Genomic DNA, 14,084 nt, shown 5'->3' with positions numbered 1-14,084 from the left:
GCCCGCCCGGCGCCCCGCGGACCCGGAGGGCCCGGCGGCGCGGTTCGGACGCCCGGGGCCCGCACGGTCCGGTGACGGCAGACGGGGGCACCCGCCCGGGCGGTGAACCGGGGGAGGCGGAACCGTCCCGAGGGGGCGGCCGTCCACGGCCGGCGCACCCCCTCTCACCGGGGCGGGCGGGACGGCGGTGGGCGGCCTACCGGGTGGCGAGCCGGTCGTACTCGGCCCGGCCGACGGGGACGACGGTGCCGTGCCGGGGGAGGCGGGCAGTTCGTGGCCGGTGGACATGGTCCAGCGGCCGGAGGCGATGCGCGCCAGCATGCGGAGCGGGCCGCCGCGGTCAACCCTTCCGAACACGAACGAGCAGAACAGTCCGGTTCCGATCAGCCCCGGTGGGGTTCACGCGCCCCGGACCGGGTGTCAGGAGGCATGCCCGCTGACACCCGGGTACAACGGCGCCGGCCGCCGATCAGAGCTTGCGGTAGCCGTACGCCTCCGCCGCGGCCGCCGCCACCGCGTCCAGGTCCGCGCCGGTGGAGGCGGTGACCACGGCCGCGACCGCGCCCTCCACGAAGGGCGCGTCCACCAGGCGGGTGCCCTCGGGCAGCTCGCCCTCCTCGGCCAGCAGGGTGCGTACCGTCAGCACCGCGCTGCCCAGATCGGCCAGCACCGCCACCCCCGCGCCCCGGTCGGCCCGGCGGACCGCCTCGGCGATCAGTTCGGAACTGGTGCCCAGCGCCCCGTCCTCGGTCCCGCCGGCGGCCTCCACCGGGAGCGCGACGACGCGGCCGGCGAGCCCGAGGGCGAGCCGGGCGACGGATTCGGCCACCTGCCTGCTGTGCGAGACCAGCACGATACCGACCGGGCCGGTGCCGCTCTCCGTGCCGCTCATGCCGCCTCCCCGGAATCCCCGGAATCCCCGGAATCCCGGGTGCGCCCGGCGTGCCCGGGAACGGTGTCCGCGGTCTCGGCGAGCGTGGCGAACAGCAGCGCGGCGGAGGTGGCGCCGGGATCCTGGTGGCCGACGCTGCGCTCGCCCAGATAGCTCGCCCGCCCCCTGCGGGCCCGCATCGGCACGGTGGCGGCGGCACCCTCCTCGGCCGCCGTACGTGCCGCCCGGAACGACCCGGCGGAGCCGTCCAGCGCCTCGACCGCCGGGTACAGCGCGTCCAGCATCGTCTTGTCGCCCCGGGCCGCCGAGCCCAGCCGGGCCACCGCGTCCACCCCCTCCCGCAGCGCGTCCCGCAACCGGAGGACGTCCACGCCCGCGGTGTCGCCCAGCGCCTTGCCCGTGCGCCGCAGCAGCGTCCCGTACAGCGGGCCGGAGGCGCCGCCGACGGTGGAGATCAGCCGCCGCCCGGCGAGGGCGAGTACGGCGCCGGGGGCGGCGGGCTTCTCCTCGTCCAGGGCGGCGAGGACGGCGGTGAAGCCGCGCCGCAGGTTGCCGCCGTGGTCGGCGTCGCCGATGGCGGAGTCCAGTTCGGTCAGCCGCCGCTCCTCCCGGGCCACGGCGGCCGCCGCCGCGGACATCCAGCGGCGGAAGAAGTCGGCGTCCAGTGCGACGGTCACCACGGTCTCCTCGCGTCGTTCCTGCCGGTGCCCGGCTCCCGGCCGGCTGTCCGGGACCGCGGCACGCCCGGATGTCCTTCCCGCCGGATCCCGCTCACATGCCCCAGCGCAGCGCGGGGGTGCGTACGGGTGCGTCCCACAGCCGCAGCAGGTCCTCGTCCGCCCGGCACAGCGTCACGGAGCAGCCGGCCATGTCGAGGGAGGTGACGTAGTTGCCGACGAGGGTGCGCGCCACGGCCACCCCGCGCTCGGCCAGTACCCGGTGCACCTCGGCGGCGAACCCGTACAGCTCCACCAGCGGAGTGCCGCCCATGCCGTTGACCAGCGCCAGGACGGGGCCGCCGGGGCGCAGGTCCGTCAGTACCGCGTCCACCGCGAAGTCGGCGATCTCCCCGGAGGTCATCATGCCCCGCCGTTCCCGTCCGGGCTCGCCGTGGATGCCCACCCCCAGCTCCAGCTCACCGGGCGGCAGGTCGAAGGTGGGGCCGCCGACGGCCGGGGTCGAGCAGGCGCTCAGCGCGACGCCGAAGCTGCGCGAGGACTCGCCGACCTGCCGGGCGACCGCCGCCACCCGCTCCAGGGGAGCGCCCTCCTCCGCCGCGGCGCCCGCCAGCTTCTCCACGAACAGCGTGGCGCCGGTGCCGCGCCGCCCGGCGGTGTGGGTGCTGTCGGTCACCGCCACGTCGTCGTCGACGAGCACCCTGGCGACCTGCACCCCCTCGTCCTCGGCCAGCTCGGCGGCCATGTCGAAGTTCAGCACGTCACCGGTGTAGTTCTTCACCACGAACAGCACGCCCCGGCCGCTGTCCACGGCCGCCGCCGCCCGTGCCATCTGGTCGGGGACGGGGGAGGTGAAGATCTCGCCGGGGCAGGCGGCGTCCAGCATCCCGGGCCCGACGAAGCCGCCGTGCAGCGGCTCGTGCCCCGAACCGCCCCCGGACACCAGGCCGACCTTGTCCGCGACGGGCGCGTCCCGCCGCACCACGATCCGGCGCTCGACGTCGACCGTCAGCTCGGGATGCGCCGCGGCCATGCCGCGCAGCGCGTCCGCCACCACGGTCTCCGGCACGTTGATCAGCATCTTCACGGGTGCCTCCAGTAAACCTAGCGGGCGGGTCGTCGGTCTGCGTTCTTGCTGGTCAGAGCATGTCTGGACAGTTTCGATCCGGGTGGTCCACAGGGGCCGGAAGCGGGTTGTGACGGTATCGATGCCGATTCAGTGCTGGCTTCTGTGAGGCTGTGTCAGGACCCTGTGACGGTTCGACGGCATGCCGACCGGAGTCCCACGAGAGGCAGTATCGGCCTTGCGGTGGTGAAGGTCACGTGAGCCGGTGTCCCGAGCGAGTCGGCGAAGGTGAGCGGCTCCTGGCGACAGGACCAGGGGACCGGGGCCCGGTCCCGGTCCCGGGCGATGAGTTCCGGCGTGGTCCCGGGTCTTCAGTTGCGTCCACCCACCGCGCGAACCTGGAGGAACCTTGAAGCTCTTGCTCACGTCAGGCGGCATCACCAACCCGAGCATCCACGCGGCGCTCGTGCGGCTCCTCGGCAAGCCGATCGCCGAGTGCCACGCCCTGTGCGTCCCGACGGCACAGTGGGGCCACCCGAAGTGCGGACCGGCATCGGTACGGGGCCTCATCGCCGGTGGTCCCGCATGGCGGCACCTGTCCGGCCTGGGCTGGGCGTCGGTCGGCGTCCTCGAGCTCACGGCGCTGCCCACCATCGGCGCGGAGCGGTGGGTGCCGTGGGTCCGGGAGGCCGACCTGCTGTTGGTGGACGGCGGTGACGCGACATACCTGTGCCACTGGATGCGGGAGTCCGGACTGGCCGGCCTGCTGCCGTCGCTGCCCGACAAGGTCTGGGTGGGAGTGAGTGCCGGAAGCATGGTGATGACGCCCCGGATCGGAACGTACTTCGTCGAGTGGCCGTCCGCGCCGGACGACCGCACCCTGGGAGTCGTCGACTTCTCGCTCTTCCCGCACCTGGACGCCTTCCCGCAGAACACCCTGGCCGACGCGGAGCGGTGGGCCGCCGACATCGGCGTCCCGGCCTACGCCATCGACGAGCAGACGGCTGTCAAGGTCGTCGATGGCTCCGTCGAGGTGGTCTCCGAAGGACAGTGGAAGAAGTTCGGGTCACAACTGCCCGGTATGCCGTGACGTCGCGTCGTCGGACGTGCCTTCGTCGGCCGGTGGCACCGGGTGAAGTCCTCGCCCACACCGCAGGCAGGCGGGGTGCCGCCGCCCCCGCCCCGGCGAGCCGCTCCGGGAGCAGGTGGGGCAACGTGACCGCGAGGCAGGCGGATCCGGAGCCACCCGGTGGCGGAGGTGGCAGTGCTCTCGGACGATGTCCGGATGCGGACGGGGCGGCCCACGGGGAACGGGGACCGCGAACGGGTCTGCGGGGACCGGACGGCGCTACGGCCGGGAAAGGCCGTCCGGACGCGTCATGTGCAGCCGCACGGTCAGGCCGGTGGCGGCGGAGCGGGTCTCGACCAGGTCGCAGAGCTGGTGCATCATCCACAGGCCGCGTCCGCCGTCGGCGGAGTCGAGCGTCGGGCGGCGGCGGCCGGCCAGCGGATCGGTGAACCGCCCGCTGTCGCGGACCTCCGCCAGGCACGAGGGCCCTTCGGCCCACAGGAGCAGGGTGCCGCGGCCGCCTCCGTGCGCGAGGGAGTTGGCGGCGGCCTCGCCGACGGCGAGGACGAAGTCGCCCCGGCGCCGGACGTCCAGGCCGGTCTCGTGGGCCAGCCGGTCGGCGTGATGGCGGACCTCGCCCAGGTCGCCGGAGACGAACGTCAGAAGCCGGGCGTCCGCGGGCGGAGGGGGAAGGGGGAGGGCGTCGCAGTCCGCGTTGACGGCCTCCGGTCCGGCGTAGTGCGGGCTGGGCCACTCCATGCCGTTCTCCCACAGGACCGGGTGGGTGCGGTGGGCCTCGGCGCACACGTCGGCGGGCAGCCCGGCCGTGTCGTAGGGGCACAGGATGGTCGCGTCACGGCCGGCGAAGGAGGCGTTGATGAGCGCCTCGTGCCGGGTGGCCTCCACCATCTCGGCCCGGGACCGCCGGGGCCAGATGGGTTCCCCGACGATCCGGACGGGGCGGCCGGTGTGCCGGTCGGCGAAGTCGCGGAGGGCGGACAGGATGCGGCCGGGGTTGCGGCCGAACTCGGTCATGTCCGCGAGGGTGATGCGACCGGAATCGGCGGCCGCCCCCAGATGCCCGCGCAGCAACCGCAGCCGTGGTCCGGGAACGGCGACGAGTACGGGTTCGTCGGCCTTCAGCGCGCTGTCGACGAAGCCGCCCACACCGGTGAGGTATTCCTGCGGGGTCCGGTAGAACAGCGCGGGGTGGACGAAAGGATCCAGGCCGTCCCGCCCGGTGGGGGAACAAGCGGTTTCGGTCACGGAGGGACCACCTCTGGTGTGGCGAGGGTATGCGGGAGAGAACCGGCCGCGGGTGTCGGTGGCCCGGTCCGGGCCGGGGGCCGACACGTCGGTGCGTCCGCCCCGGTGGCCGTACCGGCGGGGAGGGCACGCCGGAGGCACCGTCGCGATGCCGACAACGGTACGTCGGTGAACACCTCCACTCGGTCCTCGGCTCTGCTCCAGGGTGCGTGTGCCCAGGAGGAGCGCGCGCACACGGTCTTTTTGCGCCTCCCCAAGGGAACGGGAGCCGGCGGGGTTCTCCGCGGGGAGGACACGGAGGCCGGCTCCGGTGCGGGGGAAGAGCAGGGTGAATCAGCGGGAAAGCAGGGGGAAAGCAGCAAGAACAGTACAGCGGCAGTGGTCGTCCGGCTCCCCGGGGGTGTGAAGACACCTGGTCAGGACCCTGTCCCCGGCCGTTCCCGGCCCTGTCCCGGCGGTCGTGGACGATCTGTGGAAGGAAACCGTCACCGGGAGGCATCAGGCGCCGGTTTACGGGAAGGCCAGGGAGGGGCCGGAACCAGAACCGGCCCCCGAAGCGGCTCGAGTTGGGATCTTTCCGGCTTCCGGGCCGCTGCTAACATCTGCCGGACAGCAACAAAACGGGCGGTGGGTACTGGCCCGCCGACCGGTGACACCGACCGGTCCGAGCGACGGGCGCCCGGCGGTGGGGGACTCTGAGAGGGACTGTGGTGAACGCCAGCGACGCGGCCGTACGAGACCGGTTGACGACCGCCCTGCGGGAGCGCGGCGACGAGGTCGCCGACCGGTGGGTGCAGTTGCAGCAGCAACGCGCGGCCATCGGCATCGGCGAGAGTGAGCTCCGCGAGGAGGCCGACGCACTGCTGGTCCTGCTGGGCGGGGCGCTGAACAGCGACCGCGCGGTGGACAACGTGCTCGACACCCACGGCGAGCTGCGCGACGCGCTGGCGGAGCTGTCCCTGCGCAGGGAGCGCGCCGGCGCCGACCCCACCGCCACCTCCCTGGCCATCCTGGCGCTCAAGGACGCGCTGCTGGAGGCCGTGGAGCGGGACAACCAGGACCCGCGGGAGCTGTTCCCCGTCGCGCTGTCGATCAACCGGCTGCTGGACGAGGCGGCCGCGCTGTCCTTCAACGCGTACGTCGAGCGCCGCGAGGAGATCATCCAGCGGCAGAGCCGCCAGCTGCTGGAGATGTCGACCCCCGTGGTGCACCTGTGGCAGCAGATCCTGGCCGTGCCGCTGATCGGCACCCTGGACACCGCGCGCACCCAGGTGGTGATGGAGAACCTGCTCCAGTCCATTCAGACCAATGAGGCCCGGGTGGTGATCATCGACATCACCGGTGTGCCGACGGTGGACACCGCGGTCGCCCAGCACCTGATCCAGACCGTCAACGCGGTCCGGCTGATGGGCGCGGACTGCTTCATCAGCGGTATCCGGCCCTCCATCGCCCAGACCATCGCCCAGCTCGGTATCGATCTGTCCACCATCCTCACCCGGGCGACCCTCTCCGACGCCCTGGCCGCCGCGGTCGAGATGACCGACCAGGAGTCGCCGTCCGCCAAGGTACCGACGAACCGATGACCAGGCGCCGGACCATGGATGTGCCCATCGTCAGGCTCGGCGACGTACTGGTCACCGGCCTCGCCAACGAGCTCGACGACAAGACGGCGACCGTCTTCGCGGAGGAGCTGACCGAACGCATCGCCGCCGAGCGGGCGAGGGGCGTGCTCGTCGACATTTCCCGGCTGGAGATCGTCGACTCCTTCGTGGCACGCACCCTGACGGAGCTGAGCACCATGGCACGGTTGCTGGGCGCACGGGTGATCGTGGCGGGCATGCAACCGCCCGTGGCGATCACCCTCGCCGAACTCGGACTCCAGCTCACCGGAGTGGAGACCGCTCTCAACGCCGAGCAGGGGATGACCGTCCTCGGCTGGCACCACGCCCCGCGGCCCCCGGAAGGGGGGACCCGACGTGAAACCCTCGGGTGAGCGGACAGTCGACATCCCGGCGGTTCTCATGAACGGCACAGGTTCCGGCCAGGCGAGCGGTGGACGGGGCGGCAGCCCCGCCGCAGCTCCGGCCACCCACCCCGTCCGCACCGACGAGGACCTCATCACGGTCCGGCACGCGGTACGGGCGGCCACCGTGGAGGCCGGGTTCGGGCTCGTCGACCAGACCCGGGTCGTCACCGCCGCCAGCGAGCTGGCCCGCAACGCCTACATCCACGGCGGCGGGGGCACGGTGACCATCGAGTTCCCGCGGAACGCGGGCCGCCGCGGGATCCGGCTGACGGTGCGGGACGAGGGACCCGGCATTCCCGACCTGGAGCAGGCCCTGGTCGACGGCTTCACCACCGGCGCTGGGCTGGGCCACGGTCTGGGCGGCGCCCGCCGCCTGATGCACGAGTTCGAGGTGGACACCGTGCCGGGGAAGGGCACCACGATCCGGGTGACTCGATGGACCACGCAGTGAGCCGGCAGACCGCGGCCATCGAGGGGCTGACCGACGAGATCCGCATCGATCACGAGAGCGCGATCCATCTGGCGGCCACCGCCGCACGCGACTGCGCGCTGCGGTGCGAGCTGCCCGGTGCCATGCCGGACCAGGCGGCGGTCCTCGCCAGCGAGCTGGCCAGCAACCTGGTCAAGCACGCCGTCGACGGCACGGTGTACGTCCAGCGGCTTCCGTACGGCGAGGGGATGGAGATCCTCGCTGTCGACAGCGGTCCCGGCATCCGCGACCTCGACCGCTCCCTGGCCGACGGCTACACCACCACCGGCTCGCTGGGAGCGGGGCTCGGCGCGGTGCGCCGGATCGCCACCGAGTTCACCATCCGCACCCGGAGGGGGACCGGGACCCTGGTCTGCGCCCGGCTGGCGGTGTCCGGGGTGCCGCGGCCCGGGCACTGGGACGTCGGAGCCGTGCGGCTGCCCGCCCGGGGCGAGAAGCACTGCGGGGACGCCCACGCCGTCGCCGCCACCGGCGACGCGCTCACCGCGCTGGTCGTCGACGGTCTGGGACACGGCGCGTCGGCCGCGGAGGCGGCCCGCTCCGCGCTGCGCTCCTTCCGGACCGCCCCCGACCGCCCCCTGACCGAGATCATCACTTCGCTGCACCGGGCGCTGCGCCACACCCGCGGCGCGGCCGCCGGTGTGCTGCGGCTGCACTCCGACCGCGCCGAGTACTGCGGGATCGGCAACATCCGTGCCGCGCTGCTCTCGGGCGGCGGGGTGGATCACCGGCTGACCGGCCAGCCAGGCATCGTCGGCTGGAACGTCCCCACCCCGCGAACCCGCACCCTGACGCTGCGTCCCGGGACGACGATCGTCCTGCACAGCGACGGGGTGGAGTCCCACTGGGACCGCGACCCGTCCTCCTTCCTGCCGCGTCTTCCCCCGCCCCTGCTGGCCGCCGCCCTGGCCCACGGCCACCGGCGGTTCCGCGACGACGCCACCGTGCTCGCCGCCCAGGCGGCGTAGAGGCGTAGAGGTGCCATGACCGACAACGACAGACCCCACTACACACTGCCGAGCCTGCGGCAGGCGGTGCGCGGTGCCGCCCGTGCCCACCGGCTGCCGGCCGAACTGCGGGCCCGGCTGGTGATGTCCGCGGCGGACCTGGCGCGCCGGGAGATCGAGGCGGGGCGGCCCGTCCGGCTGGCCGTGTTCCCGGAGTGCCCGGAGTCCCGGAAGTGCCCGGTCTCCCCGGACGGCGGTCCGGGCGGGCGACCGCGGCAGCTCGTCGTCACCCTCGACGCCCTCGAGAAACTGGGCGCGGACCGGCACGGGGGGCCGGCGGACCTGCCCCTGCCGGCGGAGTTCACCCCGGACGGCTCGGCCGTCTGGCGGCTGCCGCTGCCCGGGGGGCACAACGCCCGCACCGCCGTCCCGTCCTCGCGGAACGGCGGCGGGCCGGAGACGGGGGAGGACCACGGGCCGTCCGAACTCCAGGCCATGGAGCAGGAACTGCGGGCGGCGCTGGCCCGGATAGACACCCTCACCGCCGAGCACCGGCAGCTCAAGCACGAGCTCGCCGAGACCAACCGGGGCACCCTCGCGCTCTACGTCCAGCTGGAGGAGCGGGACGAGCAGCTGCGCAACGCCCACGGCCAGACCCTGCGCGAGCTGGAGGACGCCCTGCGGCCGCCGCCGATCGAGGTGCCGGGACTGGAGCTGGCCGTGCACTACGCCCCGGCCGGCACCGACGCGCCCACCGGCGGAGACCTCTACGACTGGCTGCAACTGCCCGACGGCACCGTCCACATCACCGTCGTCGACGCGCTCGGCCACGGTGTGACCAGCACCCGCGGTGCCCTCAACGTCACCCACGCGGTACGGACCCTGGCCCTGGAGGGGCATCCGCTGGAGTCGATCATCGCCCGGACCGCCGAGATCCTGATGCCCTTCGACAGCGAGCTGATGTCCACCGTGCTGCTCGCCCGGATCGATCCGGGCACCGGCGACCTGTACCTGGCCAACGGCAGCCACCCGCCCGCGCTGCTGCTGCCCGCGGAGGGCGAGCCGAGATACCTGGAGGTGCGCGGGCGCGGCGTCGGCTACCCGCTGGCGGGCAGCGAGCGTCTGCTGCACACCCGTGTCGAACCCGGCGATCTGCTCGTCCTCTACACCGACGGACTCACCGAGAGCCGCCGGGACCCCCGGGAGGGGGAGAGACGGCTGGCCGAGGCGGTCCGGCGGCACGCCGACAGGCCCATCGCGGAGATCCCCGGCGCCGTCGCCGAGGACATGCACACGATCATCCTGCACCCCGACGACACGCTGGCCCTGGCGGTGCGCAGACCGCGCCGCGACTGAGGGGCGGCGAGGAGGCGGGCGGCCGTCAGGCGCCCAGCCCGGTGACCACCGCCTCCAGCCGGGCCGCCAGTTCCGTCAGTTCCCGGTCGGACGGCTCCGGCCCGTCCTGCCCCCGGGAGCCCAGCCGGGCGGTGAGCTCGTCCCGGGAGACGATCTCCACGGCCCCGCGGTAGCGGTCCGTGTCCGTCTCGGCGGCGGGAACGACCCGGGCCCGGCCCGCCAGGAGGACCAGCCGGGGGTCCGGGTCGGTGGAGCTGAGCAGCTCCCGTACGTGTTCGGCGGTGATCGTGCTCGGCACCGGTGCGCCTTCCTCTCCTGTGATCTCTGCAGGTCTCTCCGGGTCTCTCCGGGTCTCTCCGGGTCTCTCCGGGTCTCTCCGGGACGCGGCCGGTACCCCGGGCCGCGGCCCTCAGCCCCCGGCCCGCCCCACCGGCCCGTTCGCGTCCACGGTGACCCGCTCCCCTCGGGCGCAGCGCACCACGCCCGAGGGGAAGTCCGGCCGTCCGGTCTCGCGGAGGAAGTCCGACAGGGGGGACTTCATGACGCCGTAGTCGTCGTAGTGCACGGGCAGGACGTGCCCCGGACGCAGCACGGAGACCAGGTCCGCGCCCTGGAGCGCGTCCATGGTGACCAGCAGCCCGCCGGGGAGGGTGGTGCCGCCCAGGTGGACCACGGCCAGGTGGATGCCGGGGCAGCGGCGCGCGATCTCGTGGATGCCGGGGAACATCAGGGTGTCGCCCGAGATGTACAGCCGCAGCCGGACGTCCCCGCCCGCGTCGCCGAACTCCAGCAGGGAGCCCATCACCGGCGGCAGCAGGAAGCGGGCGGGGCCGGGGCCGTGGCGGCCGGGCAGCGCGGTGACGCGGACCTGGCTGCCGCCGCGGAGCAGGACGTGGTCGTGCCAGACGGGCAGGCCCGTGGCCCGGCTGAACCCGTGCAGTCCCTGCAGCCGCCGGGAGGCCTGCGGAGTGGTGATGACCGGCAGCGAACGGGGCAGCCTGCGGCGGGCCACCCGGTCCCAGTGGTCACCGTGCAGATGGGACAGGATCACCGCGTCCAGGTCCGCCGGGAGCTGGTCGGCGCCCAGCGCCGGATCGGTCAGCCGTTTCGACAGCAGCCCCTTGCCCAGATAGGCGTACTGGCCGCGGTGCAGGAAGTTGGGGTCGGTCAGCAGAGTGAGGTCGCCGTAGCGGATGAGCAGGGTGGCGTTGCCGACGAAGAGGATCTCGGCGGCACCCGTGGGCGGTGCGGACGGCACGGTGGGAAGCTCCTTGTCCTCGCCGGGCACGGCCGTGGTCCGGTGCTGCCCGGTGGAGCGACGCGGTCAGCGGTCACTCCACCGGGCCCGTGTCCGGCCTTGTCCGCTCAGGGGTTCGACGGACGGCGGCCCAGGATCACACCGAGGGCGACCATGCCCACGAACAGGAGGAAGTGCAGCCAGTCGTCAGCGGTGTTCAGCGGCACGAAGTTGGCGTCGCTCTCCTCGCCCACGATCAGGCCGTAGAGCCACAGCAGTCCGTAGATCAGACCGCCGCCGATCAGGAAGGCCTTGGCCCCGGCGGCGCTGCGGGCCATCGCCAGCCCGACGACACCGAAGGCGAGGTGGACGAGGTTGTGCAGGATGGACACCTGGAAAATGCCGAGCAGTTTGGCCTCCGACTCGTGTCCCGCGAACTGCATCTCGCCGTAGTCCGTGGTGACGCCGGGGATGAACCCCAGAATTCCCACCAGCAGGAAGACCGCCGACACCACCATGGCGGCGGTGCTCACCGCCGATCGGCGTGCCATGCCCGTGGTGTTCGGACCTGTCCTGGCCATCATCATCATCTCCTGTGTGGAGGGGGTAGCGGCCGGTTCGGAGTACCCCTGTGTCCGGGTTGGAAACAGCCTGTATGCGGCCGATGGGAGGAATCGTTCAGCGGCGGCCCTCCCGGGAGCCCTGGTAGGCCGCGCGCCGCACCGTCGCGATCAGCGGCCCCGGCGCCAGCCCCGGCAGGCTGTGACCGTAGACGTCGTACCCCGGGGTGGAGTCGGGCGGTTCGGGCAGCGGCGCGCGGACCGTGAGCACCGCGAACGTCCGCCAGCGGCCCAGCGGTTCGGCGGCCCGCAGGTCGAACACCAGCGGCCGTTCGGCCAGCGTCCGCCGCAGCCCGGACGGACTGCCGGGCACCGGGCGCAGCCGACGGCGCGGGAAGGCCGCCAGCAGCATGCGGCGCCCGCCGACCCGGTAGGGCAGCAGGCCTGAGTAGGGGCCGCCCAGCGCGTTCCCGCGCGGCAGGGGGAGGTGGCGGAGCAGGGGAGGCCGGGCGCTGGTGGTCAGCAGCAGGTCGAGATGGCGTCCGGGGCCGCCCGCGTCCACCACCCGGACGGCGAGCCCGAGCCAGTCGGGCAGCGGGCCGGGCAGCCCGACGCCCCGTGACAGCCGTACCGCGCACTCGTGGCGGCCGGAGCGCTCCAGCCAGGGCACACCCCAGGCCGCGCCGTTCCCGCCCACCACTGTCAGCTCTCCCGTGCAGGTCAGTCCGCGGGGGTGGAAGGCGGGGGCGCGGCGCAGCCGGGCGAGCAGCCGGAATCCCGTCCGGGCACCGCGGGCGCGCAGGGAATCGGACATCCGGCTCTCCTCGACTCTGGTCACAGCTCCCCGGGGCCCGTCACCGGTCTCTTCCGGGCCGGCCGGTGCCCCCACCGCTCCCAGTTGCCGGACCGCCCCCGCCGAAACCCGCGCACTGTCTTCAGGGGCTCCGGGGGCCTCCCGGGGCCCGGCGTACGGCGGCACGCACCGACACGGCTCCACCGCCTTACCGCCCGGCCGGGGGAGGGCTCATACTGGGCGGGCCGGGGGGCGGCAACGGGTGAGAGGGGGGCGGCGGCGCGCGATGAAGGAGAGCACGCTGATCCAGGGCCGGTACCGGCTGCTCGAACTCGTCGGACGCGGCGGCATGGGGCAGGTGTGGCGGGCCCAGGACGAGTCGCTGGGACGGGTGGTCGCCGTCAAGTGCCTCAAGCCGCTGGGACGGGAGACCGACCCGCCCTTCATGCGGGTGCTGCGGGAGCGCTTCCGCCGTGAGGCGCGGGTCGCCGCGTCCCTCCAGCACCGCGGGGTGACCGTGGTCCACGACTTCGGCGAGCACGACGGAGTGCTCTACCTGGTGATGGAACTGCTCAGCGGGCACAACCTCAGCCAGCTCCTGGAGCGGGACGGCCACCGGCCGCTGCCCGTGCCCGACCTGTTCGACATAGCCGAGCAGGTGGCCGCCGCCCTGGCCTACACCCACGACCAGGGCATCGTGCACCGCGACCTCAAGCCCGCCAACGTGATGCGCACCGCCGACGGCACGGTGAAGATCTGCGACTTCGGCATCGCCCGGCTCGGCCACGACATCGGCTTCACCGCCAAGCTCACCGGTGGCGGCGACGCCATGGGCACCCCGCACTACATGTCGCCCGAGCAGATCGCGGGCGCCCCCCTGGACCACCGCAGCGACCTGTACTCGCTCGGCTGCGTGCTGTACGAGATCGCCACCGGTGTGCCGCCCTTCGACCTCGGCGACACCTGGGGCGTCCTCGTCGGCCACCGCGACACCCCGCCGCGACCGCCCCGCGAGCTGCGCGGCGAGCTCCCGGCCGAGCTGGAGCGGATCATCCTCGATCTGCTCGCCAAGGAGCCCGCCGACCGACCCTCGGACGCCGCCGAACTCGGCCACCGCATCGCCGCTGCGCGGCTGTCCCGGGCCCGGGCGGCCGCGCCGGCCGGGCCGCAGCCGCCCCAGGCCCACCGGGTGCCGCCGTGGGCCCGGGACATGAGCCCCGGCGGCAAGGCCGCCACCTGGTCGCTGCGCCCCGCGTTCGCCGGCTATCCGAGCGTCCTCAGCGGCCCCTGGACCGGGCCGGTCCCCACCGGCGGGGGCACGGCCCCGTCCGCCGGCGGGCGACCCGGGCCCGACCTGCCGGCCGCGCTCGCCAGCCGGCACAGCGCGGGGCTGAGCCTGGGACGGCTGGGCCGCTGGGAGGAGGCGGCCGAGGCGCACCGCGCGGTCGCCGCCGAACGCGGGCGGGTGCTGGGACCGGAGCATCCGGACACCCTGGCCAGCCGCCACGAGGTCGCGCACGCGCTGGGGCGGCTGGGCCGCTGGGAAGAGGCGCTGGACGAGGCCCGCGCGGTCGCCGCCGCCCGGCTGCGGGTGCTGGGACCGCGCCACCCCGACACGCTGACCAGCCGCAACGAGGAGGCCCACTGCCTGGAGCGGCTCGGCCGCAGCACCGAGGCGGCCGAGCTGTACCGCCTAGTGGCGGCG

The 14,084-nt window shown here is 74.0% G+C and carries 14 protein-coding genes and 1 pseudogene; 7 read left to right on the top strand and 8 right to left on the bottom strand.

The genetic code is table 11. The features are described from left to right. Window positions 1-469 precede the first annotated feature (469 nt). The 3 genes from dhaM to dhaK form a co-directional block, all read right to left on the bottom strand. The gene (gene dhaM / locus CUT44_RS05280) at window positions 470-892 is read right to left on the bottom strand and encodes a dihydroxyacetone kinase phosphoryl donor subunit DhaM (RefSeq protein ID WP_100200973.1); all 423 of its coding nucleotides are present in this window, start codon (window positions 890-892) and stop codon (window positions 470-472) included. Continuing rightward, complete coding sequence (dhaL, locus tag CUT44_RS05275; protein WP_100200998.1) at window positions 889-1,530, bottom strand: dihydroxyacetone kinase subunit DhaL; 642 nt, start codon at window positions 1,528-1,530, stop codon at window positions 889-891. Before dhaL ends, dhaM begins: the two co-directional genes overlap by 4 nt. A gap of 133 nt (window positions 1,531-1,663) precedes the next feature. After that, the gene (dhaK, locus tag CUT44_RS05270; RefSeq protein ID WP_199185619.1) at window positions 1,664-2,650 is read right to left on the bottom strand and encodes a dihydroxyacetone kinase subunit DhaK; all 987 of its coding nucleotides are present in this window, start codon (window positions 2,648-2,650) and stop codon (window positions 1,664-1,666) included. Between the two features lie 403 nt (window positions 2,651-3,053). Between dhaK and CUT44_RS05265 the strand changes: the two genes are divergently transcribed. Next, window positions 3,054-3,725 (top strand): Type 1 glutamine amidotransferase-like domain-containing protein, encoded by a 672-nt coding sequence (locus tag CUT44_RS05265; RefSeq protein ID WP_332888250.1) that lies wholly within the window; start codon window positions 3,054-3,056, stop codon window positions 3,723-3,725. Between the two features lie 258 nt (window positions 3,726-3,983). On the opposite strand, the gene CUT44_RS05260 is transcribed toward CUT44_RS05265, so the two are convergent. Beyond that, window positions 3,984-4,970, bottom strand: a complete 987-nt coding sequence (locus CUT44_RS05260; protein WP_199185617.1) for a sensor histidine kinase — start codon at window positions 4,968-4,970, stop codon at window positions 3,984-3,986. A gap of 710 nt (window positions 4,971-5,680) precedes the next feature. Here CUT44_RS05260 and CUT44_RS05255 point away from each other — a divergent pair. Genes CUT44_RS05255 through CUT44_RS05235 form a run of 5 tightly spaced genes read left to right on the top strand, consistent with a single transcriptional unit; the run spans window position 5,681 to window position 9,789 of the window. Then, window positions 5,681-6,553: an STAS domain-containing protein gene (locus CUT44_RS05255; RefSeq protein WP_100200970.1), complete on the top strand. Its 873-nt coding sequence runs from the start codon at window positions 5,681-5,683 to the stop codon at window positions 6,551-6,553. Then, the gene (locus CUT44_RS05250; RefSeq protein ID WP_233221243.1) at window positions 6,550-6,963 is read left to right on the top strand and encodes an STAS domain-containing protein; all 414 of its coding nucleotides are present in this window, start codon (window positions 6,550-6,552) and stop codon (window positions 6,961-6,963) included. Before CUT44_RS05255 ends, CUT44_RS05250 begins: the two co-directional genes overlap by 4 nt. Window positions 6,964-6,991: 28 nt before the next feature. After that, entirely contained in the window at window positions 6,992-7,447 is a 456-nt protein-coding gene (locus CUT44_RS05245) for an anti-sigma regulatory factor (protein WP_100200969.1), read from the top strand. Continuing rightward, window positions 7,432-8,454: a SpoIIE family protein phosphatase gene (locus CUT44_RS05240; protein ID WP_100200968.1), complete on the top strand. Its 1,023-nt coding sequence runs from the start codon at window positions 7,432-7,434 to the stop codon at window positions 8,452-8,454. Before CUT44_RS05245 ends, CUT44_RS05240 begins: the two co-directional genes overlap by 16 nt. A 15-nt stretch (window positions 8,455-8,469) precedes the next feature. After that, window positions 8,470-9,789 carry a PP2C family protein-serine/threonine phosphatase gene (locus tag CUT44_RS05235; protein ID WP_100200967.1) on the top strand — a complete coding sequence of 440 codons (1,320 nt, stop codon included), beginning with the start codon at window positions 8,470-8,472 and terminating at the stop codon, window positions 9,787-9,789. A gap of 25 nt (window positions 9,790-9,814) precedes the next feature. On the opposite strand, the gene CUT44_RS05230 is transcribed toward CUT44_RS05235, so the two are convergent. The 4 genes from CUT44_RS05230 to CUT44_RS05215 form a co-directional block, all read right to left on the bottom strand. Next, entirely contained in the window at window positions 9,815-10,087 is a 273-nt protein-coding gene (locus tag CUT44_RS05230) for a hypothetical protein (protein ID WP_100200966.1), read from the bottom strand. A gap of 111 nt (window positions 10,088-10,198) precedes the next feature. After that, the gene (locus tag CUT44_RS05225; protein WP_100200995.1) at window positions 10,199-11,047 is read right to left on the bottom strand and encodes an MBL fold metallo-hydrolase; all 849 of its coding nucleotides are present in this window, start codon (window positions 11,045-11,047) and stop codon (window positions 10,199-10,201) included. Window positions 11,048-11,154: 107 nt separating this feature from the next. Continuing rightward, window positions 11,155-11,577 carry a DUF4383 domain-containing protein gene (locus CUT44_RS05220; protein ID WP_100200994.1) on the bottom strand — a complete coding sequence of 141 codons (423 nt, stop codon included), beginning with the start codon at window positions 11,575-11,577 and terminating at the stop codon, window positions 11,155-11,157. Window positions 11,578-11,704: 127 nt separating this feature from the next. Further along, on the bottom strand, window positions 11,705-12,400 hold the full coding sequence (locus CUT44_RS05215) for a phosphodiesterase (protein ID WP_100200965.1): 696 nt from the start codon (window positions 12,398-12,400) through the stop codon (window positions 11,705-11,707). 265 nt (window positions 12,401-12,665) lie between these two features. Between CUT44_RS05215 and CUT44_RS05210 the strand changes: the two are divergent. Then, window positions 12,666-14,084: pseudogene (locus CUT44_RS05210) on the top strand (protein kinase domain-containing protein); the annotation flags it as partial.

The organism is Streptomyces carminius (assembly GCF_002794255.1).
In the GTDB taxonomy this organism is placed as follows: Bacteria; Actinomycetota; Actinomycetes; order Streptomycetales; family Streptomycetaceae; genus Streptomyces; species Streptomyces carminius.
This window is presented reverse-complemented; position numbering and strand designations above follow the sequence as displayed.

Coding starts and splice junctions, on each gene's coding strand:
- dhaM (WP_100200973.1), bottom strand. CDS start 892: ATGAGCGGCACGGAGAGCGGCACCGGCCCGGTCGGTATCGTGCTGGTC.
- dhaL (WP_100200998.1), bottom strand. CDS start 1,530: ATGTCCGCGGCGGCGGCCGCCGTGGCCCGGGAGGAGCGGCGGCTGACC.
- dhaK (WP_199185619.1), bottom strand. CDS start 2,650: ATGCTGATCAACGTGCCGGAGACCGTGGTGGCGGACGCGCTGCGCGGC.
- CUT44_RS05250 (WP_233221243.1), top strand. CDS start 6,550: ATGACCAGGCGCCGGACCATGGATGTGCCCATCGTCAGGCTCGGCGAC.
- CUT44_RS05245 (WP_100200969.1), top strand. CDS start 6,992: ATGAACGGCACAGGTTCCGGCCAGGCGAGCGGTGGACGGGGCGGCAGC.
- CUT44_RS05240 (WP_100200968.1), top strand. CDS start 7,432: ATGGACCACGCAGTGAGCCGGCAGACCGCGGCCATCGAGGGGCTGACC.
- CUT44_RS05235 (WP_100200967.1), top strand. CDS start 8,470: ATGACCGACAACGACAGACCCCACTACACACTGCCGAGCCTGCGGCAG.
- CUT44_RS05220 (WP_100200994.1), bottom strand. CDS start 11,577: ATGGCACGCCGATCGGCGGTGAGCACCGCCGCCATGGTGGTGTCGGCG.
- CUT44_RS05215 (WP_100200965.1), bottom strand. CDS start 12,400: ATGTCCGATTCCCTGCGCGCCCGCGGTGCCCGGACGGGATTCCGGCTG.